This window comes from Arthrobacter sp. AFG7.2 (assembly GCF_002892835.1).
Lineage (GTDB): Bacteria > Actinomycetota > Actinomycetes > Actinomycetales > Micrococcaceae > Arthrobacter.
In genome coordinates this window covers 262,982-284,413 of the sequence record NZ_PJMB01000001.1, presented here as the reverse complement: position 1 = coordinate 284,413, position 21,432 = coordinate 262,982, and the positions used below count along the sequence as shown (strand labels likewise).

The following is a 21,432-nucleotide window of genomic DNA, read 5'->3' as shown; positions in this document are numbered from 1 at the left end:
CCGCCGGCGCGGCGTTGTCCGTCGTGCTGCAGTTGACGCCAGCCGCAAACATTCAGGTAAATTTCGTGTCTCAACTCACAAAATGGCCGGGGCTGAGTGTTGACTCTCTGATTGAATCTACGCATCAGCACCGTGCGCTTCCCGCCTGAGCACATGCAACCCATCAGCGGTTGGCGGGCGCGCACTCATCGAACAGAAAGTTCACAGATGACGAAGAGCACTAAAGCACTGCAGGGCGCAATCGCGCTGGCAGGCATCTCCGCCCTCGCACTGACTGCCTGCACGGGCCCCTCAAGCGGCGGCGGGACATCAACCGGCGAGGCAGGGGGAGGTGCCATCACCTACGGCACCACGGACAAAGTGGTCACCCTGGATCCGGCCGGGTCCTACGACGGCGGTTCCTTCATGGTGATGAACCAGATCTATCCATTCCTGCTCAACTACAAGCCCGGCACCGCCGACGCCACCCCGGACATCGCCGAGTCTGCGTCGTTTACCAGCCCCACCGAGTACACGGTGAAGCTCAAACCGGGCCTGAAGTTCGCCAACGGCAACACGCTGGACTCCTCCGACGTCGTGTTCTCCTTCAACCGCGTCAAGTCGATCGATGACCCCAACGGCCCGGCGTCGCTGCTCGCCAACATGGAAAAAATCGAGGCGACAGACCCCAACACCGTGGTGTTCACCCTTGCCGCCGGCAATGACCAGGTGTTCCCGGGCGTCCTTGCCTCCAACCCGGGGCCGATCGTGGATGAGGAAGTCTTCCCTGCGGACAAGATCATGGACGATGACGCGATCATCGCGGCCAAGCCCTTCGCCGGCCAGTACACGATTGAAAGCTACAAGAAGAACGAACTGGTCAGCTTCAAACCCAACCCCGACTACCAGGGGATGCTGGGTGCGGCAGCCAACGACGGCGCCACCCTCAAGCACTACGCGGACCCGAACAACCTGAAACTTGACGTCCAGCAGGGCAACATCGACGTCGCGGGCCGCATCCTCACAGCAACCGACGTTGCAGACCTTGAGAACGACGACAAGGTAAAGGTCCACAAGGGTCCCGGCGGGGAACTGCGCTACATGGTCTTCAACTTCGACACCATGCCGTTCGGCGCGAAGACGCCGGAAGCCGATCCTGCCAAGGCCCTTGCCGTGCGCCAGGCCATCGCCCACCTCGTTGACCGCGACGTTATCGCTTCGCAGGTCTTCAAGGACACCTACACTCCCGTCTACTCCTACGTGCCCAAGGAATTTGAAGGCGCAACGGAGCCGCTGAAGAGCCTGTACGGCGACGGCAGCGGCAAGCCCAGCCTGGACAAGGCCAAAAAGGTCCTGGCCGACGCCGGTATCTCCTCGGTGGTTGACGTGAAGCTGCAGTACACGGACCGCTACGGCACCTCCGCGGCGGACGAATACGCCCTGGTAAAGGAACAGCTTGAGAAGTCGGGCCTCTTCACCGTGGATCTCAAGTCCACCGAGTGGACCACCTACACCAAAGAGCGCCGCGTGGACGCCTACCCCGTCTACCAGCTCGGCTGGTTCCCCGACTACTCGGATGCGGACAACTACCTGACCCCCTTCTTCATCCCGGGCAACTTCCTCGGCAACCACTATGAGAACCCCGCAGTGACCGACATCGTCAAGAAGCAGCTGGTCACCACGGACAAGGCGGAGCGCAGCGAGCTGCTGGGCCAGGCCCAGGAAGCCATCGCCGAGGATCTCTCCACCCTGCCGCTGCTGCAGGGTGCACAGGTCATGGTGGCCGGAACGGATGTCCAGGGAGTCGAGAAAACACTGGACGCGTCCTTCAAGACCCGTCTTGGCGTGATGTCCAAGTAGGTATCACCGAACCATCCGGCTTTGACCGCACACGGGGCGGGACATGATGCGCCTGAAGCCAGGCGCACTTGTCCCGCCCTGCGTGCTGGTCGGGATGCGGTGCAGGCCTGCCGCAGGCACCGCAAAGACAACCTGAGGTACCCATGACTACATTGATCGACGCGCCACCTACTGACGCGGACGGGCTGCTTCCGGCAGCCAAGAAATCCTCCGGCGGCGGATTGGGACAGTACATCCTGATCCGCTTCCTCCTGATCTTCCCCACCATCTTTATCCTGGTGACCATGGTGTTCTTCCTTATGAGGATCACCGGAGACCCCATCACTGCGGCCATGGGCGGCCGCCTGCCTGAGGACCAGCTCCAGGAGCGGATCCAGGCCGCAGGTTACGACCGGCCCATCCTGGTCCAGTACTTCGAGTACCTCGGGCAGCTGGCCACCGGCAATTTCGGCCGCACCCTCACGGATAACCGTGCCGTCGTCGAAATGCTGTCAACCTATGGCTCGGCCACCCTGGAGCTGAGCATCAACGCGCTGCTCGTCGCCCTGCTCGTAGGTATTCCCCTGGGCATGGTGGCGGCCCACCGCCGGGACAAGGCGCCGGACGCCGTCCTGCGGGTCTTCGCCATCCTCTGCTACGCCACGCCGGTGTTCTTCGCCGGCATGCTGCTGAAGCTGACCTTCTCCGTCTGGCTCGGCTGGCTGCCGGTGGCGGGGCGGGCCAGGACGTCCAGCGAACTGGCACTGACCTCCCTGGCGGCCCCCACCGGAATCTACTGGCTCGATGCGCTCCGAAGCGGCAACATGGCCGCGCTCGGAGACGTCATGGCCCACGCGGTCCTGCCTGCAGTGGCACTTGGCCTGCTGACGGCCGGAATCTTCCTCCGCCTTGTCCGGACCAACGTCATCGGCACCCTCGGCAGGGATTACATCGAGGCCGGCCGGTCCCGGGGCGTAAGCGAATACCGGCTCGTCACTAAGCACGCCTACAAACCGGCGCTGATCCCCATCATCACAGTGATGGGTTTGCAGATAGCCGTCATGCTCGGCGGAGCTGTGCTGACTGAAAAGACGTTCGAGTGGAAAGGCCTGGGATTCCAGCTGGCCAACTACCTCACGGCACGTGACTTCGTCGCCGTCCAGGGCATCGTGGTGCTGCTCGCCATCATCGTCGCCCTGACCAACTTCATCGTGGATATTATCGCCGCGCTGATCGATCCCCGCGTGAGGTACTGACCATGAGCATCCCAGCCGTTCCCGTCCCCATGGAGAGTCCCCGGGCCCCCTGGTACCGGCGCCTGCCGGTCATTTCACACTTCAACAAGAGCGTCGGCCTCCAGCGCGGCATGCTCGTGGCAGGCCTGGTCCTCACCGGGCTGTTCGTCCTGACGGCCCTTTTCGCCCCGCTGCTGGCGCCGTACGGTTTCGCCCAGCTTTCCGACGCCGACGGAAACTTCCCCACCCAGCAGGCCCCGGGCGGCAAACACCTCCTGGGCACAACGGTGGGCGGCTACGACGTCCTCTCGCGGGTTATCTGGGGCGCCCAGACCGCAATCCTGGTCATCGTCGTTGCCGTGGCCATGTCCATCGTCGTCGGAGTGGTTCTTGGCTTGCTCAGCGGCTACCTTGGCGGCTGGCTGGACCGGATCCTGGTGGTCATCGCCGACGCCGTGTACGCGTTTCCGTCGTTGCTGGTGGCCATTGTGATGGCCATCGTCATCAGCGGCGGCCAGTCCAGCCTCATCGGCGGCATTTTCGCCGCCGGTACAGCCATCACGCTGGTGTTCATCCCACAGTATTTCCGGGTGATCCGGGCCGAGACAGTCAGGCTGAAGGCTGAGCCGTTCGTCGAATCCGCCAAGGTGGTGGGCGCGTCCAATATCCGCATCATGAGCCGTCACATCTACCGCAACGCCACCCGCACACTGCCGCTGATCTTCACCCTGAACGCCTCCGAAGCCATCCTGACTTTGGCCGGACTGGGTTTCCTCGGCTTCGGTATTGAGCCCAGCTCGGCCGCTGAATGGGGCTTTGACCTTAACAAGGCGCTCGCCGACACCACGTCCGGGATCTGGTGGACCGGGCTCTTTCCCGGCCTGGCTATCGTGCTGACCGTGGTTGGACTGACCCTGGTGGGCGAGAGCATCAACGACCTGAACGATCCGCGCCTCCGGGGCCGCAAGAGCACGGGGAGCAGCTCCCCGGCGCCGGTGGACAGCGCCGCCATTGCAACTGAAGTGAGGGCATCATGACCGTCAACATCGATACGACGTCCGGGGCCGGGTCAGGACACGAGTCCGACGGCGGCCATCCGGTCCTCGACATCGACCACCTCCAGGTCACGTTCGCCACTGACGGCGGTCCGGTCCATGCCGTCAGGGACGTCAGCCTGGAGGTCAGGAAGGGGGAAGTGCTGGCGATCGTGGGGGAGTCCGGGTCCGGCAAGACGGTCACCGCCAAGACGATCCTGGGCCTGCTTCCGGAAACGGCCAGCAGTTCCGGGGCAGTGGTGATCAACGGGGCGGACGTGATCAGCGTCAGCGCTGCCACACTGCGCCAGATCCGCGGGCGGGACGTGGCCATGGTTTTCCAGGAACCGTCAACGGCCCTGAACCCGGTGTTCACGGTGGGCTGGCAAATCGCCGAAGGCATCCGCGCGCACGCCGGCACTGACGGGAACCGGGTTTCAGCCAAGGAAGCGAAGTCCCGGGCCATTGACGCCCTGCGCAAGGTGGGCATCCCTGATCCCGAGCACCGCGTCAACTACTACCCCCACCAGTTCTCCGGAGGACAGAAGCAGCGGGTGGTCATCGCCGCGGCGCTGGCCCTGAATCCCGGCCTGATCGTTGCCGACGAACCCACCACGGCGCTGGACGTGACTGTCCAGGCCGAGATCCTGGAGCTGTTGCGGGACCTGCGCGACAAGTACGGCACGTCCATTGTGCTCATCACGCACAATATGGGCGTGGTGGCGGACCTCGCCGACCGCGTGGTGGTCATGTACCAGGGCGACGTGGTGGAAGAGGCACCGGCCCGTACCCTGTTTGCGGAACCCAAACAGGACTACACCCGGAAGCTGCTCGCCGCAGTGCCGCACCTCGGACACAACTCCGCCTCGGAGGGGCTGACCAGCCGGGCCCACAAGGATGAGGAAATCCTGGTGGAGGCCAAGGACCTCACCATCGAGTACCCGGGCAGGCTGGGAACACCCGCATTCAAGGCCGTGGACCAGGTCAGCTTCACACTTTCGCGGGGCGAGGTGTTCGGGCTGGTGGGGGAGTCCGGTTCCGGAAAGACCACCATCGGGCGTGCCATTGCAGGCCTCAACAGGACCACCGGCGGCAGCCTCCGCGTGCTGGGCTACGAGATGCTGAACCTCAAGGAACGCACCTTCAAACCGCTCCGGAAGGACATCGGCTTTGTGTTCCAGGACCCGGCGGCCTCCTTCAACCCGCAACTGACCATCGGCGACTGCATCGCCGAACCCATGGTCATCCACACGAAGCCAAGCCCGGCTCAGGCGCGCAAGCGCGTAGGTGAACTGCTCGAAGCAGTCCAGCTGCCGGCGTCGTACGCGGGACGGTACCCGCACGAACTGTCCGGCGGCCAGCGCCAGCGGGCGTCCCTGGCGCGCGCCCTCAGCCTGAACCCCCGGCTGCTGATAGCGGATGAGCCGACGTCGGCCCTCGACGTTTCAGTGCAGGCCAAAGTCCTCGAGCTGTTCAGGGACATCCAGGAGGAGTTCGGCTTCGCCTGCCTGTTCATCAGCCACGACCTCGCGGTGGTGGACACGCTGTCATCCTGGGTGGGGGTCCTGTACAAGGGCCGGCTGGTGGAGCAGGGTATCGGCAACCAGGTAATGGGCAGCCCGGAACATGATTACACCCGGCGGCTCATCGCGTCCCTGCCCGTACCGGATCCGCAGGAACAGGCGCGGCGGCGGGAAGAACACCGGGCGCTGCTCGGCATCTAAGCGGTTATCCCCGGGAGTGCCATGCAGTCGTGAGCGCCGGTGCCGGTTGGCGGCACCGGCGCTTAACACCCGGGTGATTCCGGTGCCTGCCCATAGACTTGAAGCATGACGCAGCACAACCTTCACAGTCCTGATTCCGAAGACTACGACCCCTCCGCCAGTTCGCTGGCCGGCCAGGTGGACACGTCCGTGATGGCTGAACTGCTCTCCATCCGCTCCAGCATCGACAACATTGATGCCACCCTGGTTTACCTTCTGGCCGAGCGCTTCAAAGCCACCCAGAAGGTTGGGTTCCTCAAAGCTGCCCACCGGCTGCCCGCGGGGGATCCCGGGCGGGAGGCCGCACAGATTGCCAGGCTTCGCCGCCTCGCCGAGGACGCCCACCTTGACCCGGCCTTTGCGGAGAAATTCCTCAACTTCATCATCGGCGAGGTCATCCGGCACCATGAGGCAATTGCCGAAGACCATGAGGCCGCCTCCGGCCAGCACCCGCAGGCATCTGCCCTCGCGTGAGCACGGACCAGGAACGCCAGGACATCCACCGCGGCGCCTCAACGCCGGCCACAGCACCGCAACGGGAAGTCACCGCGACGGCGCTGGGGCCCTGGCCGGGTGAAGACCCGGTTGAGGCGGCCAGGATCATCCGGGGTGAACTTGGCAGCCCCCACCTGCCGTTCCTCGCCGAGCTGCCGGACCGGGGCGTTGGTTCTGACGCGCTGGGACGAACCGCATGCCTCCTCGAGGAGCTGGCCGTTGACGTCCAGCCCTATGGCTGGCGGCTGGTTGACCGTCCCGGCAAGGACTTCCGCCGCGCCGCATCCGCCCTTGCCACGGACATCAACGTCCTGGCAGATGTGGCAGGTGCAGAGGAAAAGTCCGCCGCCGAAATCAAGATCCAGCTGGTGGGGCCGCTGAGCCTCGCGGCCGGTCTCCACCTGCACAACGGCGAGCGCGCCCTCATCGACTACGGGGCGCGCCGGGATCTTGCTGCCTCGCTGGCCGCCGGGGTGGGGGACTACCTTGCGAGGGTATCGGCAGCTGTACCCGGGGCGCGGGTGGTAGTCCAAGTGGACGAGCCGGACATCGCCGCGGTTCTCGCCGGCACCATCCCCACATCGAGCGGGTACCGCACCCTGCGGGCCGTACCCTCTTCCGAAGTACGCGAATCATGGCGGGTGGTCCTGGACGCCCTGCGGGCCGCGGGCGCTGCAGAAACAGTGATTTCCGTTCCGGAGGTTGAGGCGCCTTTCGAGCAGATCCTGGCTGCCGGGGCGGACGGCATTGCTGTTCCGCTGAAGGCACTCACATCCCGGCAGTGGGAGCACTTGGCCGGGGCGGTGGAATCAGGCAAGAACCTCTGGATTGGAGCCCTGGACGCAGCCGGCGGAACACTGCCAAAGACTGCTGAATCCGTGGAAACGGTATGGCGTCCCTGGCGGCAGCTGGGGCTTCCGGCACTGTCCCTCGCCGCCATCAGGGTCACGCCTTCGGCCGGGCTCGCGGGCCGCACCCCTGCCCAGGCCACAGCGGTCCTCGGCAGGCTGACCCAGCTGGCAGACGGACTGAACCAGCTGGCACAGGGCTAGCAGGAGCGGCTTTCGCGAAATGGCTCAGACCCGGTTCTCCCAGCGGTCCGGCTGCGCGTAGCGGGGCAGGAAGCTCCGGGCTGAGCTGCCGCCGGTGTAGGGGCGCAGCCGGTAGTCGAAGCTGCCGGCGTACACCAGGACCAGGCCGATCTGGGGCTGGATGACCTTTACCTGGATCCGGTGCCTGCCGTTCTGGCCTTCCGCCGGGTCCCACCACTGCTCCGCGTATGCCTTTGCGTCCAGCAGGGCTGGAAGGGGAATGCGGAGGGGCCCGAGAAGGAGCCGTGAGGCTTCCGAGACGCCGCGAAGGCGCCCCTCCGCCGTCACGCCCAGGTTCAGGTCCGTGACCAGCCGCCGGTACCGGCCCACGTAATCCACCAGTTGAGGGGTGCCCTTCCTGGTGGTCATGCTTGTGGTGTCCTGGAAAATGCGGGTGCGCCCGGGGAACCGGATTTCCCGCCGGGCAGTGAGGCTGGAGCGGCCAAAGGGGTCCTGGTGGGCGTGGTTTTCGATGCGGAAGGGAACATTCTCGCCGTACTCGGGGAAAAATGCTTCCTCCCCGCTGGTGAGCCGCAACAAAGGCCGAAGCCATTCCTGCCGGCAGCCCACGACGTCGAACGTTCCTTCCCCCACGCCATAGCGGCCTGAGCCGGGAACCAGGGAGAAGTAGTCCTGCAGCTCGGGCTGCAGCCGGGAAAAGTCGGCGCCGAGTGACTGCTGGTAGATGGGAAGGTTCATGGGGGACCTCCTGCTGGTGAAAGGACGGAAACAATTGGCTGTGATCTCACAATGTACCGGCAGCCTTGAGCCTGATGTACAGGTCGGCCAGCCGCGGCGGAAGCTGGTGGGGTTCGGCGTCCACCACTTCCACGCCATGCCGGCGAAGCTCGGCGCTGATGGCCGCGCGCTGCAGCAGGGCCCGTTCTGCTGCAGCGGCACGGAAAACACCGGCGGCGCTGTCGCGTTCTTGACGCATGGTGCCCAGCTGAGGGTCCCGGACTGCTGCCACCACCACCACGTGATGCGTGGCCAGCCGGGCTGCGACGGGAAGCAGCCCCTCCTCCGGTGCGCCGCCGTCCAGCGATGTCAACAGCACCACAAGGGACCGGTGCACGGAAACGGCGCGGACCTGCGCCGGGACCGCCGGCCAATCCATTTCGATGAGTTCGGCTTCGAGCGGTGCCATGGCCTGGACGAGCTGCCCAAGGAGGTTTCCCTGCCCGGCTGATCCAGCCCTGGCACGCGCCCGGCGGTCAAAGGCCAGGAAGTCCACCCGGTCCCCGCCGCGCTCGGCGAGGACACCCAGCAGGAGCGCAGCTTCCATTCCGGTATCCAGCCGGGTTTCATCGTTGATCCTTGCTGCGGATGTCCTGGACGTATCAAGAACCATGACCACGCGCCGGTCACGTTCTGGCCGCCAGGTGCGCACCACTACTGCCTGCCGGCGTGCCGTGGCCCGCCAGTCGATGGACCGGACGTCGTCGCCGCGGACGTAGTCCCGCAGGGAATCGAACTCGGTGCCGGCACCGCGGATCTGGACGGCGGCCTTGCCGTCGAGCTCCCGCAGTTTCCGCAGCTTGGACGGCAGGTGCCGGCGGGAGCGGAACGGCGGCAGGACCCGCAGCGAACCGGGGCACTGCACGGTCCTTTGGCGCGCGGCGAGCAGCAGAGGGCCGAAGGCGCGAATCGTGGCATGCGGTGCCCGGAGGTCCCCGCGCCGGGAAGGCTGCAGCCGGACAGTAAACCGCCTGCTTTCGCCTGCAGGGACATCGATGTCCTGGACCGGGTTCCGGGCCCCTGCCGAGGGCTGCCACGCGTCGCGGAGTATCCCGTGAAGCCGGCGGCCGCCGTCGTTCTGCACCGTCAGTACTGCGTCCACAGCGGCGTGCAGCGTGACGTTTCCAGGGTCTGAACGCAGGACGTGGACTGCTTTGAGTGATGCTGCCAGCAGCAGGTCGACGGCGGCAAGGGCTGCGAGCGCCAACATCACCATCAGTACGGTACCCCAGCCGGGGAACAGCAGGACCGGCACCAGGCCAAGCAGTACCAGCAGGACAAAGCGCCCGGAAATGGCCATCAGCGGGGAACAGGAACGGACGCCAGGATGCTGCCCAGCACGTCATCCACCCGGACTCCGTCCATCTGGGCTTCGGGTTGCAGTGCCACGCGGTGCCGCAGGCAGGGGAGGGCCAGGGCCTTGACGTCATCGGGTGTGACAAAACCCCTGCCCGAGAGCCAGGCCCATGACCTGGAGGTGTTCAGCAGGGCCGTGGCGCCGCGGGGCGAGACGCCGAGCAGGAAGGATGGGGCAGCGCGGGTGGCGCGCACCAGGTCCACGATATAGGCGATGATTTCAGGGTCCACTGCCACAGAGGCCACGGCTTGTCGGGCGCGCGCCAGCTCGTCAGGACCTGCCACGGCGCGGACGCCGGCAGCTGTCAGGTCCCGCGGGTCAAAGCCGGCGGCGTGGCGGCGGATGACTTCCATTTCGTCCTGGCGCCCAGGCAGCGGCATGGTCAGCTTGAGCAGGAACCTGTCCAGCTGTGCCTCGGGCAGCGGATAGGTGCCTTCGTACTCCACCGGGTTTTGGGTGGCTGCGACGAGGAACGGGGCGGGCAGCGGCCGGGACACACCGTCCACGGATACCTGCCGTTCCTCCATGGCCTCGAGCAGGGACGCCTGTGTCTTGGGCGGAGTCCGGTTGATTTCGTCAGCCAGCAGGATGTTGGTGAAAACCGGGCCCTCGCGGAAGGTAAATTCGGAGGTGTGCGAGTCGTAGACCAGTGAGCCGGTGACGTCACCGGGCATCAGGTCAGGGGTGAACTGCACGCGCTTCGTGTCCAGGTTCAGTGCTGCCGACAACGCGCGCACCAGAAGGGTCTTGGCAACGCCCGGGACACCTTCCAGCAGCACGTGCCCCTGGGACAGCAGTGCAATCAAAAGCCCCGTGACAGTAGCGTCCTGCCCCACGACGGCCTTGGCCACCTCATGCCGCACATCCAGGAGGGACTGGCGGGCAGAATCGTGGTCCATGTGGTCCAGGACGCGGGGGCTGCTGCCTTGCTCGCTCATCGGTTCTTGACTTCTTTCTCTAGATTGTCCAGCTCCCGCGACCAGGCCACCAGCCGGGCCTCGCTGCCGGGATGTTCATTGACGAGTTCGCGGATATCCCGGACCGGTGTCCCAAGGAATTGGGCCACGGCTTCGGTAACCTGGTCCGCCGTAACCCCGGCTCCGAGCCGCAGGTGCCCCGAAAGCCGCACCAGGGTCCCGGCTCGCAGGTTGTCGCGGGCCTGGTCCACAGCCCGGGAGTCGTGATATAGCCTTGCCCGGCCCTCGGCCGTCTCCACCGCCTTAACAACCACCGGCAGGGGCTCAAACACCAGGGGGCCGAGGCGCCTGCCGCGCCAGGCTATTGCAGCAACAACTACTGCAGCCAGCCACGGACCAAGGAAACGCACCCAGTCAGGGGCAAGCTCGTCGAGGCTTTCGGGGCTGCTGCCGGCCGGCACGTCTGCAACAGTGGGGAGGTACCATACGAGGTCCGGGGACGCGCCGAGGGTACGGATTGCCAGCGCAGCATGCCCGAGCATATCCAGTTGGCCGTTACTTAGGATGGCCGTGCTGCCCAGGACAGTTAGCCGTCCGTCGTCGCTGGCAGCAAGGAGGCCGGCAGTGGAACCCCCGGGCCGGTAGCAGGTCCTGCCGCCGTCGTACAGAAAGCCGGACTCTCCGGAAACTGCTCCCGCCGCTTCGGCATCAAGAAGGGTGCACCCGGGTTCCAGCTCAGGCATTGCGTCCGGCACCACCCCTGCCTGGCGGATCCCGCCATCAAGCGCTGAAAGGGTCTGGAGCCTCGGCGACACCACCACCACTTTCTCCGCCGATGCCATCAGGTCCAGGAGCCGGGGTTCATCCAGGAAACCGTTCCTGTCGTACAACAGCAGGGTGGAGTCCGACCTGCCCCGCAGCTTGGCCATGGCGGTCTCGTAGTTGCCTGCCTCGTGGACCTCCACACCGTGCCGGCCAAGGATCTGGGTGACCGCCCGGGCGCCGTTGGGGCCGGCGTTGTTGACGGACAGCGGAACGTTGTCACCTTTCGGAGCGAGCTGCGACCAGACAGCCAGGCCCAGGGCGAGGGCCACCACGGTTGCAAGGGCCGCAAGGCCGCGGTGCTGGTGGAGCCATCCTGTCCTGCGGACCGGTTCCTGGTCCGCGACCGAGTTTTCCGAGGTTGCGGAAAACGGCGCTGTTCCGGTCATGGGAGGGCCGCCGGGCCGGGTGCAACGTGGTCCTGCCCGCGCTGCTCCTGCGGGCGCCGGACGGGCTTGAGGGCTTCCAGGGTGCTGTCCAGGCTGGCTACTGCCCCGTAGTCAGCGCTTCCTGCAGCCTTGTTGCCGTACCGGATTCCGTCAAAAATTCCTGCTGCTTCATCCAGGCGTTGCGCTTCGGTGCTGAAAGGGAGCGCGAGGTCGCGTGCCACCTCGTCAGCGGTGCGGCCTGGCTGCGGGTCCAGGATTGCGCGGTCCTCCGCGGAACGGACCAGTGCCCGGAACCGGTCGACGACGGCGTCCCCCCACTTTCCTGCCGCGGCGGAAGCTTCTGCACGCTGCCGGTAGGCGGCGGCCGTCACAACACTCCCGGCTTCAAACACCTCGCGGGCACGCCGCGCTTTCGGGTTCAGCCGTGGCCTGGCGATGATCACAGCGGCTGCAATGATTGCGGCGATCACAAGTCCGATGGCAGTAGCCGGCAGCGTGTTGCCAGCCTCGGCAGGACCGTCCAGGGAGGACAGCCATTCCATCAGGTCCTCCCACAGCGTCGCGAGCCAGCCCGGCGCCGCATCCCGGTACTCGCCGCGGGCAAGTTCCTCCGCTGCCCACCTCCGGGCTTCATCCGCTCCCGGCAGTACCGGTGGTTCAGCGGCCATCCGGCCAGGCCCCAGTTCCAGTTGCAGTTCCGGGGTTGCGGCTGCCCGGGTTCCAGCCCGGCCTGCCGGTTGCCTCGCGGCGGCCAGGGATGCCATCGGGATCGGCGCCGGACTCGAGCATCCGGAGCAGGGAGATATCCAGCCCGTCCTTACGCATCCGGAGGTCCAGGTAGATGAGTGCCATGACAGACGTTTGGAAGGCGTAGGCCACGGCTCCTGCCAGGGCACCCAGGACGGCCGTGGCCATTCCGATGGCTACGGCGACAGCTATCTCCTGTTCGCTGCCGCCATGGGGGGAAACGAAATTCGCCACCAGCGGGGGCAACAGGCTCACCGGGATCATGACCACCTGGCTGATGATCCCCACCATAACGCCTACTGCCAGGGTGATCCCCAGGATCCGCCACCAGTTGGCCCGGGTCAGGTCCCATGACCGGCGCAGGCCGTCCAGGGCGCCCAGCTCCTCCACCACGACGGCGGCAGGGGCCACCATCAGTTTGATATAGAGCCAGATGTAGAGCGCAAGAAAACCGAGGAAGAGTGGAATGAGCAACAGGATGCCCATTCCTTCCATGCCGGCGATCAGCGCGACAGCTGCCGCTGCCGGCAGAAGCATGGCGAGCAGGGCAGCAGCCATCAGCAGGGCAGCCAAGCGGATCAAGGCTCCCACCTGCGGCTTGACCAGGCCCCACATCTGCCGGAATCCGGTGGGGCGGTTGAGGACGGACCGCGCGACCGGCACCACCATCGCGCCCTGGAGGACGGAGGCGATGAAGAGCGTTAGGACGGAAACCAGCACAATGGCGACCGCGAATCCCAAACCGAGCGAGGTCAGATCAGCGGCGCTGGCGCTCTCCGCCCAGGCCTCGATGGAACGTGCCGATGTTGCTGTCACAGCGGCCAGGACAGCCGCAAGGATGGCGGCCAGAGATTGGGCCAGCAGGGAAGCGCCAAGCATGGCCTTGGCGTTTCGCCTGATCGTCTGGAAGGACCCATCCAGGATTTCACCGAACATAAGGGGGCGCAGCGGCACAATGCCGGGCTTCGGGGGAGCGACGTAGCGTGGCTGGAGGTAGGGGGAGCCCTGCTGGGGATTACCGGCGCCGGGATAGCCCGGATGCGGGGACGGCGGGTAGGAGGGACCGGGCTGGCCCCAGCCCTGCTGCTGCCAGGCCGGCGGGCCCCATGGCTGCTGCTGTGCAGGAGGTTGTTGTGAATGTGGAGGCTGCTGCCAGTTTGGCTGTTGCCAGGCCGGCGGGCCCCATGCCTGGTGCGCCGGGGGTTGCTGCTGCGCCGGAGGGTTTTGCCGTGGAGGGAACCGCTGCTCCTGAGGCTGCGCCCAGGCACTCTGGTCGCGGCCGTGGGGCTCCTCCGCGTCTGAATCCTTTGGTGACACCTTTTTCCTTCCCCCCATCCAGCCGGCGTCGGCCTCGCGTCCGCTCCGCTGACTCCGGCCTGGCGCCGGAGATGTCCGGCGTGGCACCAGCCTATAGTTCCGGCGTCGGGCATCCTAGCGTCCCGCCATGCCGGAGGGCGCTGAACAGGACAAAGCCATCCTGATAAGGGAATATATAACTATGAAGGCACGCATTCTGGTGGTAGACGATGATGAAGCGCTGGCCGAAATGATTGGAATTGTCCTCCGCAATGACGGCTTCGAGCCGGTTTTCTGCGCTGACGGCGCCCAGGCGCTCGACGTTTTCCGGTCATCGCGGCCGGACCTTGTTTTGCTGGACCTCATGCTCCCGGGCGTGGACGGCATCGAGGTCTGCCGGCAGGTTCGGGCGGAGTCGGATGTGCCCATCGTTATGCTCACCGCCAAATCGGACACGTCCGACGTCGTCCGCGGACTTGAATCCGGCGCTGACGACTATGTGCCCAAGCCTTTCAAACCGGCGGAACTGGTAGCCCGCGTCCGTGCGCGGCTCCGTCCCGGCGACCAGAAGGCTCCAGAGACGTTGCGCATTGCCGACATCACCATTGATGTGGCCGGCCACACGGTCAGCCGGGGCAACGAACGGATTTCCTTGACGCCTTTGGAGTTTGACCTCCTGGTGGCCCTGGCCCGGAAGCCATGGCAGGTGTTCACCCGCGAGCTGTTGCTCGAGCAGGTCTGGGGCTACCGCCATGCTGCTGACACACGCCTGGTGAACGTCCATGTCCAGCGCCTCCGGTCCAAGATCGAGCAGGATCCGGAAGCTCCGGAAGTCGTATTGACGGTGCGTGGTGTCGGCTATAAAGCAGGGGCCTGAACCCGCTGCGCAAGATGGCGCACCCGTTGCGGGTGCGCCCGCTCCCGCGGGCGGTTCCGCCGGGGACGGAAACGCAAACGGTCCGTCCCCTGCTCCCGAGGACGCCGGCGCTGCCAGCCTCCGGCGTCTGACGTTCCGCGCCCACCTTTGGCGGCGGCGTGCCCTGATCGTCAGCCTGCGCGTCGCACGCCTGGTCAGGACCGGGTTCCGGCGTTTCCTGCCGGCACTGCGCTTCATCGCGCGGACGCTGCACCGGCGGTGGCGGCGGTCACTGCAGTTCCGCACCGTCCTCACCACCCTCCTCCTGGCCGTCACCTCGTTCGCCGTGGTCGGCGCCTACCTGTCCAACCAGATCGCCAACAACCTGTTCCAGGAGCGGCTGACGCAGGCGGAGTCGGAGACCAGCTACCACGTCAAGCAGGTGCAGGACACGTTCGACGGCGCGCAGGTCACCGACCAGTCCAGCGTGATCACCCTGGTGTACGACACCCTCAACGCGGTGGAGGGCCGCGGTTCGGTGATCCAGCGCAGGTACGTTTTTGAGGCCATGCCGGAACAAACCAAGCCGCGGAACCGCTGGGTGGAATCGCGGGCCTCGGACCAGCTGACAGTGAGCGTCATCCCGCCCGAACTCCGCAAGGCAGTTCAGGAGTCCGGCAGGGACCAGTACTGGGCCTCAACTGTCATTCCGGTAGGCACCGAGGACCGGCCCGGCATCGCCGTGGGCAACAAGGTGGACTTCAACGGAACCGTTTACGAGCTCTACCTGATCTACGACCTGAACACCGCGCAGCAGACCCTGGATGAGATCCAGAGCGTCCTGTGGGCGGGCGGTGCCGTGCTGGTCCTGCTGATCGGGGCGGTTGCCTGGTACGTCACCCGCAACGTGGTCAGCCCCGTCAGCCACGCCGCCATGGTTTCGGAGAAACTCGCTGCGGGCCAGTTGCAGGAGCGGATGGTGGTCCGGGGCGAAGACGAGGTGGCCCGCCTGGGCGCCTCCTTCAACCACATGGCTGCCAGCCTCCAGGAGCAGATCACCCAGCTGGCAACCCTCTCGCAAATGCAGCAGCGCTTTGTCTCCGATGTCTCCCACGAACTGCGGACACCGTTGACCACAGTCCGGATGGCAGCCGAAGTCCTGTACGACGCCCGCCACGAGTTCGATCCCATTAACCGGCGTTCCGCTGAACTGCTGTACAACCAGGTTGAGCGCTTCCAGTCACTGTTGTCGGACCTGCTCGAAATTTCCCGCTTCGATGCCGGCGTAGCCGTGCTCGACGCCGAAGCGGAAGACATTTTGCAGGTGGTAGCGCATGCCATTGAGGGCGCCGCTCCGGTAGCTGCGGAATACGGTTCCGGGATAATCCTGCGGGCACCCGAGGGGGCCATCATCGTGGAGATGGACGCCCGCCGGATAGACAGGATCCTGCGCAACCTGATCCTGAACGCCGTGGAACACGGTGAAGGAAAACCGGTCACTGTTACGGTCGCAGCCAGCCAGACAGCAGTGGGGGTGGCTGTCCGGGACCATGGTATTGGGATGGCTCCGTCCGAAGCGGCGCGCGTCTTTGACCGTTTCTGGCGGGCCGACCCGGCACGTGCCCGCACTACCGGCGGCAGCGGCCTGGGGCTCTCCATTGCCATGGAAGACACCAAACTGCACAACGGGTGGCTTCAGGCCTGGGGCAAAAAGGGCAGCGGCGCCAACTTCCGGCTGACACTGCCCCTGCGCCAGGGAGAAGAAATCGACAAATCCCCGGTTCAGCTGGAGCCGGAGGACATAACGATGCCGGGCGAGCCGGGCAACAGCAACATGCTGGTCCTGGGAACAGGCGGCGCCTTCCCGGGTCCGGAGTCTGCCGCGAAGGAGAAAACATGACGGGCTCCGCCGGCCGCCAGGCCAAAGTGGCTGCTTCCCTGCTGGTCCTCCTGCTCGTACTGCTGGCCGGCTGCGCCCGGATACCTACCTCCGGACCGGTGGGCAAAAGCGGCGAGGGCAGCGCGGGAAACCTCAGCGCACCGGTGTTCCTCCCGGCCGCGCCCCAGCCGGGCGCTTCACCGGAAACCATCATCGACTACTTCTACCGGGCAGGCAGCGGTTACGAAGACGATTACGCCGTTGCACGCCAATATTTGACGCAGGCCTCCTCGGTCTCGTGGAAACCGGACCAGCGTGCCCTGGTCTACCGGGAAGCGCGGGTGGTGGCAACTGGAGTCGAGAACGTCTATAACTACGAGCTCGACGTCGCATACACGGTGGATGCTGACGGCATTGCCACCCAATCACCGAAGGGAACCATTGAAAACATCCCGGTCACGGTCACCGAGGTGGAAGGGGAATGGCGCATTTCGGCCATTCCCGACGGCACTGCTATCGCCGAGGAAACCTTCAAGGTCATCTACGGCGCTTACCCGATCTATTTTTACGACCCCAGTTTCACCTTTGCCGTTCCCGACGTCCGCTGGTTCATCAAGAACAAGACTGTCAAAGCGATGACCAGTGCTTTGCTGGCCGGGCCGGCACCCTACCTCCGCGGTGCGGTCGCGAGCGCGTTCCCCTCCGGCATCAAGCTCGCGAGGGAATCCGTTCCCGTCGTCTCAGGGGCTGCGCAGGTGGACCTGACAGCCAAGGAGCTTATGGAGTCGTCCCCGGAGGACCGCCTGAGGATGCAGATGCAGTTGACGTTGACGTTCCGCAGCCAGCCCGACGTCGTCAATGTTGAGCTGCGCGCCAACCAGGACCTGGTCCGGGTCGAGGACAACGGATCAGTACTCCCGCCGCTTCAGGATAAGAGCGTGCCATCCCGCCAAATCGCCATCAGCGGCAACGACCTGGTGCGCTACGAAAACAACAGGGTCTCACCTCTGCCTGATATGCAGCCTGTATCCGCCCTCAATCCCAGGCTTCCGGCAGAATCGCCGGTGTCGCAGACCGCTGCTTTCCTCAATGACAGCCGCACCACGCTGTACAGCATCAGCCCCGGGCAGCCAGCCAGGGCCCTCACCACCAGAAGTACCCTCAGCCGGCCGTCCTTCGGCCTCAATGAATGGGTATGGTCCGCCGGACCCGGAGCTGCGGGGGGCACCGAAGTGGTGGCTTACCGCCCTGCCGGCATCGCGGAGGGCGCCACTGTGCCGGCTGTTACCCTCACTCCGGCATGGCTGGCCGGGCGGACCGTCAAGGAGTTCCGGATTTCCCGCGAAGGCGTGCGGGCTCTGGTGATCTCTGAGCAAAACGGCAAAACCCGGGTTCAGGTGACAGGGATCATCCGGGGCAGCGACGGGACACCACGCGAGCTGACGCCGCCCATCAGCCTGGCGACCGACAGCGGGCCCGACCAGGGCGCATGGGTCACGGATACAACCATTGTGGTCATGAAGGGATCAGCAGCATCCAACGTCACCCCCGAGTTGCTGTCACTCACATCCGGGGAGCCGCAACAACTCGCTCCATGGCCTGGGCTTGTGGCGCTGAGCGCAGGCAACGGGGCTGAGGACATCTACGCCCAGTCCGGCGAGGGCGTCTTCCAACGGCTTGGGAATGGCTGGTCCCCACAGATCCAGGGGCCAATCGATCCTTCGTTCCCCGGCTGAAAACCCGCTCCGGGCCTTGTGCAGGGAAAATGGGTTCACAGGCCGGTCCGGCCGTGCCCGGACAATATCCACATAGGGCACGTGGCCGCTGTCCCGCAACCGCAACCTGGGGAAAGGTCAGGGTGTGGGCAGCAGACGCATGTTTCGGAACAGGGCCGCAGCACCTGGTCGGTGGGATCCCGACCTCCGGGTGCCTGCCGGACCTCCCGGCAGGCACCGTTCGGACCACCGCAGCGCGCTCCTTCGGTTCATCGACCTCATCACAGAGGCGGCGGCTGACCTGCTGTCCCTCGCCGTGCCTGTGGATTGCGTGTGTTGCGGGGCCGAAGACAAGGCGTTGTGCATCCCATGCGGCCGGGACATCCGACGGCTGACCTGCGCCCCGTTCCGGGCGGAAAGCGGCGCCCCGGCACTGATGGATGTGGAGGGGCGGGTACTGCTTCCGGTGGTGGCTGCCGGAGTCTACCGGGAAGAGCTGGCCCAGGCGCTGCTGTCCTTCAAGAGGCATGGCCAGTATCAGCTCAAACAAAGCCTCGGCCGTGGGCTCGGAGGGGCGGTTCGGGCGGCTACGGAAGGCTCGGGCGACTTTTTCCTTGTTCCTGTCCCCACCAGCACCAAGGCGTACCTCAACCGTGGTTTCAGCCCGGTGCACTTGCTCCTTCGAGGTGCGGTAGGCCAATGGCCCGGGCTGGTGGTCGCCGATGTGCTCGCCAAGGCAGGACGGTCCGGCCTGCAGCTTCCGGGCGGTCAAAAAGGCCTTGGCCGTGGTGCCCGTGCACAGCGGGTGCGTGGTTCCATGCGGCTTCGCCGGCAGGGGCAGAGCAGGGTCGCCGGGCACCGCTGCATCATTGTCGACGACGTCCTGACCACCGGTGCGACGCTGGCCGAAGCGGCGCGCGCACTGCATAGTGGCGGAGCGCTGGTAGCGGGAGCGGTTGTCCTCGCCGCAACACGCCCGCCGGATGCAGAAGGCAGCGGGGCCTATCCCCGGGAACGCCGGGGAAGTCACCATGACTTGGAAAAAAATAAACCGGGAAAGGATGAATAACAGGTGCCTATGAACTAACGTCGGTTGTGGGTACCAAGAACAGAATGTACCTTTCGATGGCGGCTCGGAGAGGGGCTCGACTGTCAGGCAGATCGGCCCAGGGAAGCGCCGCCGTCGTGTCACCGAAGTCATTTGGAGGGCACCATGGAGTTTATGATCAGCGGACGCAATCTGACAGTTTCAGACCGGTTCCGCGAATATGCTGGGGAAAAGATTTCGAAAATCGAATCGCTGGGGGACAAGGTCCAGCGGGTCGACGCGAAAGTCTCCAAGGAGACCAATGCCCGGCAGACCGGCGATCAGCTGACCGTTGAGGTGACAGTACTGGGCCGGGGACCCGTGATCCGAGCCGAAGCCAGCGCTGCCGATAAGTTCGCAGCCTTTGATCTTGCCTACAACAAGCTGCTTGAGCGTCTGCGGCGCGCGAAGGACCGCAAGAAGGTCCACCACGGACGCCACACACCCAAGGCAGTCCGCGAAGCCACCGCCTCGCTCGAACCCGCCAGCTCCCATGAGCCGCTGTACATGGAGGCCAACCACAAGAATGAAGCGGTGGCCGTCCCCGAAGACAGGTCTCCTTACGATGTCGAGAACGACATCCCGGCGGGGGATTCCCCCGTCCTGATCCGGCGCAAGGTTTTTCCTGCTGCTTCCCTCTCCCTCGATGACGCAGTGGACAACATGGAACTCGTTGGCCACGATTTCTACCTTTTCGTCGACAAGGCCACCAACACGCCATCTGTCGTGTACCGTCGCCGCGGTTGGACCTACGGGGTCATCACCCTGGACCACGAGTGCGAACCCGGTGACACCGTGGTGGAGGAGAAAGTTATCGCGTACCGTTCGGATGACGCGGCCGCAAACGCTTAGGGTGGTGAACACCTTCCACAGAGAGGACTGATGTGTCAGCGACGCTGAGCCTGGACCAGGCACGGCGGATCGCTTTGGCAGCACAGGGACTCGACAAAGGACGGCCCACCGGCCCCGTGACATCACGGGCGGTGGGCCGAACCTTTGCCCGGATCCAGCTTGTCCAGATTGATTCCGTCAACGTTGTTTCCCGCAGCCACCTCCTTCCTTTCTTTTCCCGCCTGGGCAATTACGACCGCTCGATCCTCCAGCGGATGTCTGCTGTTCATCCCCGGCGCATGGTGGAGTACTGGGCTCACGAGGCGAGTTACATCAGGCCCGAACACTATGCAGACCTCCTTTTGTGGCAGAAGCGCGCCTGGGTTGGCGCCTCCCGGATGGATCCGGAGCTTCGCGCGATGATCTCGCGGCGAATCATTGACATTCTGGAACGCTCAAGGCCCATGACCGCAGCGGAGCTGACCGCCCGGATCGGCCACGTCGAGGAAAAACAAACGGTGAACTGGGGCTGGAACTGGAATGCGGTGAAGAGAGTCCTTGAAGACCTGTTCCAGGAAGGCCTCGTCTCCGCAGCAGCGCGGACTGAGCAGTTTGAGCGCAGGTACACCTTGACCGCAAAGGTGCTGCCGCATCTTTCCGGTCCGGCAGTGCCGGATGCTGATCCCGCAGAGGCGATGGAACGGTTGGTTGACGCGGCCGCACAGGCGCACGGCATCGGAACCGTGCGGTGTTTCGCTGACTACTTCCGCATTCCTGCCAAGGCAGCAGGGGCCGCCGTCGACAGGCTGGTCCAGCAGGGCACGCTGGAACCGGTGACTGTGCTTGGCTGGAAACGTGACGTCTTCCGCCATGTTGGCGCGAGGTTGCCGCGGCGTGCCACCGGGCGTGCCCTGCTGAGCCCGTTCGACTCCCTGGTCTTCGAACGCCGGCGGCTCGAGGAGCTGTTCGGCTTCCACTACAGGATCGAGATTTACACGCCGGAACCCAAGAGGCGCTACGGGTACTACGTCCTGCCATTCCTCCTCCGCGACAGAATTGTTGCGCGCGTGGACCTGAAGGCGGACCGCCAGGGCGGGAAGCTGCTGGCAAGGTCCGCGTTTGCGGAGCCGGATGCGCCACCGGATACCGCCGCTGAACTTGCCGCGGAGCTGCGGCTGATGGCCGACTGGCTGGGACTGCCCGACGTGGAGGTCTTTCCGGTCGGCAACCTGGCCGGCAGCCTCGCCGGGGCCGTAGGCGCCGGAAGGGACTATCCGCTCTGAGGGAACACGCGGACCCCTCGGCGGTGTCTCTCCCGTAGACTAAAAACGCCAGAATTCGGCGGCATGAGACTGGGAGCAT

The 21,432-nt window shown here is 65.3% G+C and carries 18 protein-coding genes; 12 read left to right on the top strand and 6 right to left on the bottom strand.

The genetic code is table 11. The features are described from left to right. The first annotated feature begins 207 nt into the window (after positions 1 to 207). The 6 genes from CXX84_RS01300 (at position 208) to CXX84_RS01275 (ending at position 7,397) form a co-directional block, all read left to right on the top strand. Positions 208 to 1,839: an ABC transporter substrate-binding protein gene (locus tag CXX84_RS01300; protein ID WP_102974925.1), complete on the top strand. Its 1,632-nt coding sequence runs from the start codon at positions 208 to 210 to the stop codon at positions 1,837 to 1,839. Between the two features lie 143 nt (positions 1,840 to 1,982). Then, complete coding sequence (locus CXX84_RS01295; RefSeq protein WP_102974924.1) at positions 1,983 to 3,074, top strand: ABC transporter permease; 1,092 nt, start codon at positions 1,983 to 1,985, stop codon at positions 3,072 to 3,074. Positions 3,075 to 3,076: 2 nt separating this feature from the next. Further along, a complete protein-coding gene (locus CXX84_RS01290; protein ID WP_102974923.1) occupies positions 3,077 to 4,090 on the top strand; it encodes an ABC transporter permease in 1,014 nt (337 codons plus the stop codon). Continuing rightward, positions 4,087 to 5,811 (top strand): ABC transporter ATP-binding protein, encoded by a 1,725-nt coding sequence (locus tag CXX84_RS01285; protein ID WP_189337451.1) that lies wholly within the window; start codon positions 4,087 to 4,089, stop codon positions 5,809 to 5,811. The genes CXX84_RS01290 and CXX84_RS01285 overlap by 4 nt, the downstream gene beginning before the upstream one ends. A gap of 105 nt (positions 5,812 to 5,916) precedes the next feature. Further along, complete coding sequence (locus tag CXX84_RS01280) at positions 5,917 to 6,324, top strand: chorismate mutase (RefSeq protein ID WP_102974922.1); 408 nt, start codon at positions 5,917 to 5,919, stop codon at positions 6,322 to 6,324. 23 nt (positions 6,325 to 6,347) lie between these two features. Continuing rightward, the gene (locus CXX84_RS01275; protein WP_102975331.1) at positions 6,348 to 7,397 is read left to right on the top strand and encodes a hypothetical protein; all 1,050 of its coding nucleotides are present in this window, start codon (positions 6,348 to 6,350) and stop codon (positions 7,395 to 7,397) included. A 24-nt stretch (positions 7,398 to 7,421) separates the two neighbouring features. On the opposite strand, the gene CXX84_RS01270 is transcribed toward CXX84_RS01275, so the two are convergent. The 6 genes from CXX84_RS01270 to CXX84_RS01245 are packed head-to-tail and all read right to left on the bottom strand — an operon-like array spanning position 7,422 to position 13,360. Continuing rightward, a complete protein-coding gene (locus tag CXX84_RS01270) occupies positions 7,422 to 8,135 on the bottom strand; it encodes a DUF4166 domain-containing protein (protein ID WP_102974921.1) in 714 nt (237 codons plus the stop codon). Positions 8,136 to 8,181: 46 nt separating this feature from the next. Beyond that, positions 8,182 to 9,474 (bottom strand): DUF58 domain-containing protein, encoded by a 1,293-nt coding sequence (locus CXX84_RS01265; protein ID WP_102974920.1) that lies wholly within the window; start codon positions 9,472 to 9,474, stop codon positions 8,182 to 8,184. Next, positions 9,474 to 10,469 (bottom strand): AAA family ATPase, encoded by a 996-nt coding sequence (locus CXX84_RS01260; RefSeq protein WP_102974919.1) that lies wholly within the window; start codon positions 10,467 to 10,469, stop codon positions 9,474 to 9,476. The genes CXX84_RS01265 and CXX84_RS01260 overlap by 1 nt, the downstream gene beginning before the upstream one ends. Further along, on the bottom strand, positions 10,466 to 11,659 hold the full coding sequence (locus tag CXX84_RS01255) for a DUF4350 domain-containing protein (RefSeq protein WP_102974918.1): 1,194 nt from the start codon (positions 11,657 to 11,659) through the stop codon (positions 10,466 to 10,468). The genes CXX84_RS01260 and CXX84_RS01255 overlap by 4 nt, the downstream gene beginning before the upstream one ends. Further along, positions 11,656 to 12,327 (bottom strand): DUF4129 domain-containing protein, encoded by a 672-nt coding sequence (locus CXX84_RS01250; protein WP_102974917.1) that lies wholly within the window; start codon positions 12,325 to 12,327, stop codon positions 11,656 to 11,658. Before CXX84_RS01250 ends, CXX84_RS01255 begins: the two co-directional genes overlap by 4 nt. After that, on the bottom strand, positions 12,317 to 13,360 hold the full coding sequence (locus CXX84_RS01245; protein ID WP_223252917.1) for a hypothetical protein: 1,044 nt from the start codon (positions 13,358 to 13,360) through the stop codon (positions 12,317 to 12,319). The genes CXX84_RS01250 and CXX84_RS01245 overlap by 11 nt, the downstream gene beginning before the upstream one ends. A gap of 544 nt (positions 13,361 to 13,904) precedes the next feature. Here CXX84_RS01245 and mtrA point away from each other — a divergent pair. From mtrA to CXX84_RS01215, 6 genes are all read left to right on the top strand, one after another. After that, positions 13,905 to 14,579: an MtrAB system response regulator MtrA gene (gene mtrA / locus CXX84_RS01240; protein WP_102974915.1), complete on the top strand. Its 675-nt coding sequence runs from the start codon at positions 13,905 to 13,907 to the stop codon at positions 14,577 to 14,579. After that, positions 14,551 to 16,458, top strand: a complete 1,908-nt coding sequence (gene mtrB, locus CXX84_RS01235) for an MtrAB system histidine kinase MtrB (RefSeq protein WP_223252916.1) — start codon at positions 14,551 to 14,553, stop codon at positions 16,456 to 16,458. Before mtrA ends, mtrB begins: the two co-directional genes overlap by 29 nt. Then, positions 16,455 to 18,173, top strand: a complete 1,719-nt coding sequence (locus CXX84_RS01230) for an LpqB family beta-propeller domain-containing protein (protein ID WP_102974914.1) — start codon at positions 16,455 to 16,457, stop codon at positions 18,171 to 18,173. Before mtrB ends, CXX84_RS01230 begins: the two co-directional genes overlap by 4 nt. Positions 18,174 to 18,312: 139 nt before the next feature. Next, positions 18,313 to 19,221, top strand: a complete 909-nt coding sequence (locus CXX84_RS01225; RefSeq protein ID WP_102974913.1) for a ComF family protein — start codon at positions 18,313 to 18,315, stop codon at positions 19,219 to 19,221. A gap of 144 nt (positions 19,222 to 19,365) precedes the next feature. Then, on the top strand, positions 19,366 to 20,091 hold the full coding sequence (gene hpf / locus CXX84_RS01220) for a ribosome hibernation-promoting factor, HPF/YfiA family (protein WP_102974912.1): 726 nt from the start codon (positions 19,366 to 19,368) through the stop codon (positions 20,089 to 20,091). Between the two features lie 32 nt (positions 20,092 to 20,123). Further along, on the top strand, positions 20,124 to 21,353 hold the full coding sequence (locus CXX84_RS01215; protein ID WP_102974911.1) for a winged helix-turn-helix domain-containing protein: 1,230 nt from the start codon (positions 20,124 to 20,126) through the stop codon (positions 21,351 to 21,353). Positions 21,354 to 21,432: the final 79 nt, after the last annotated feature.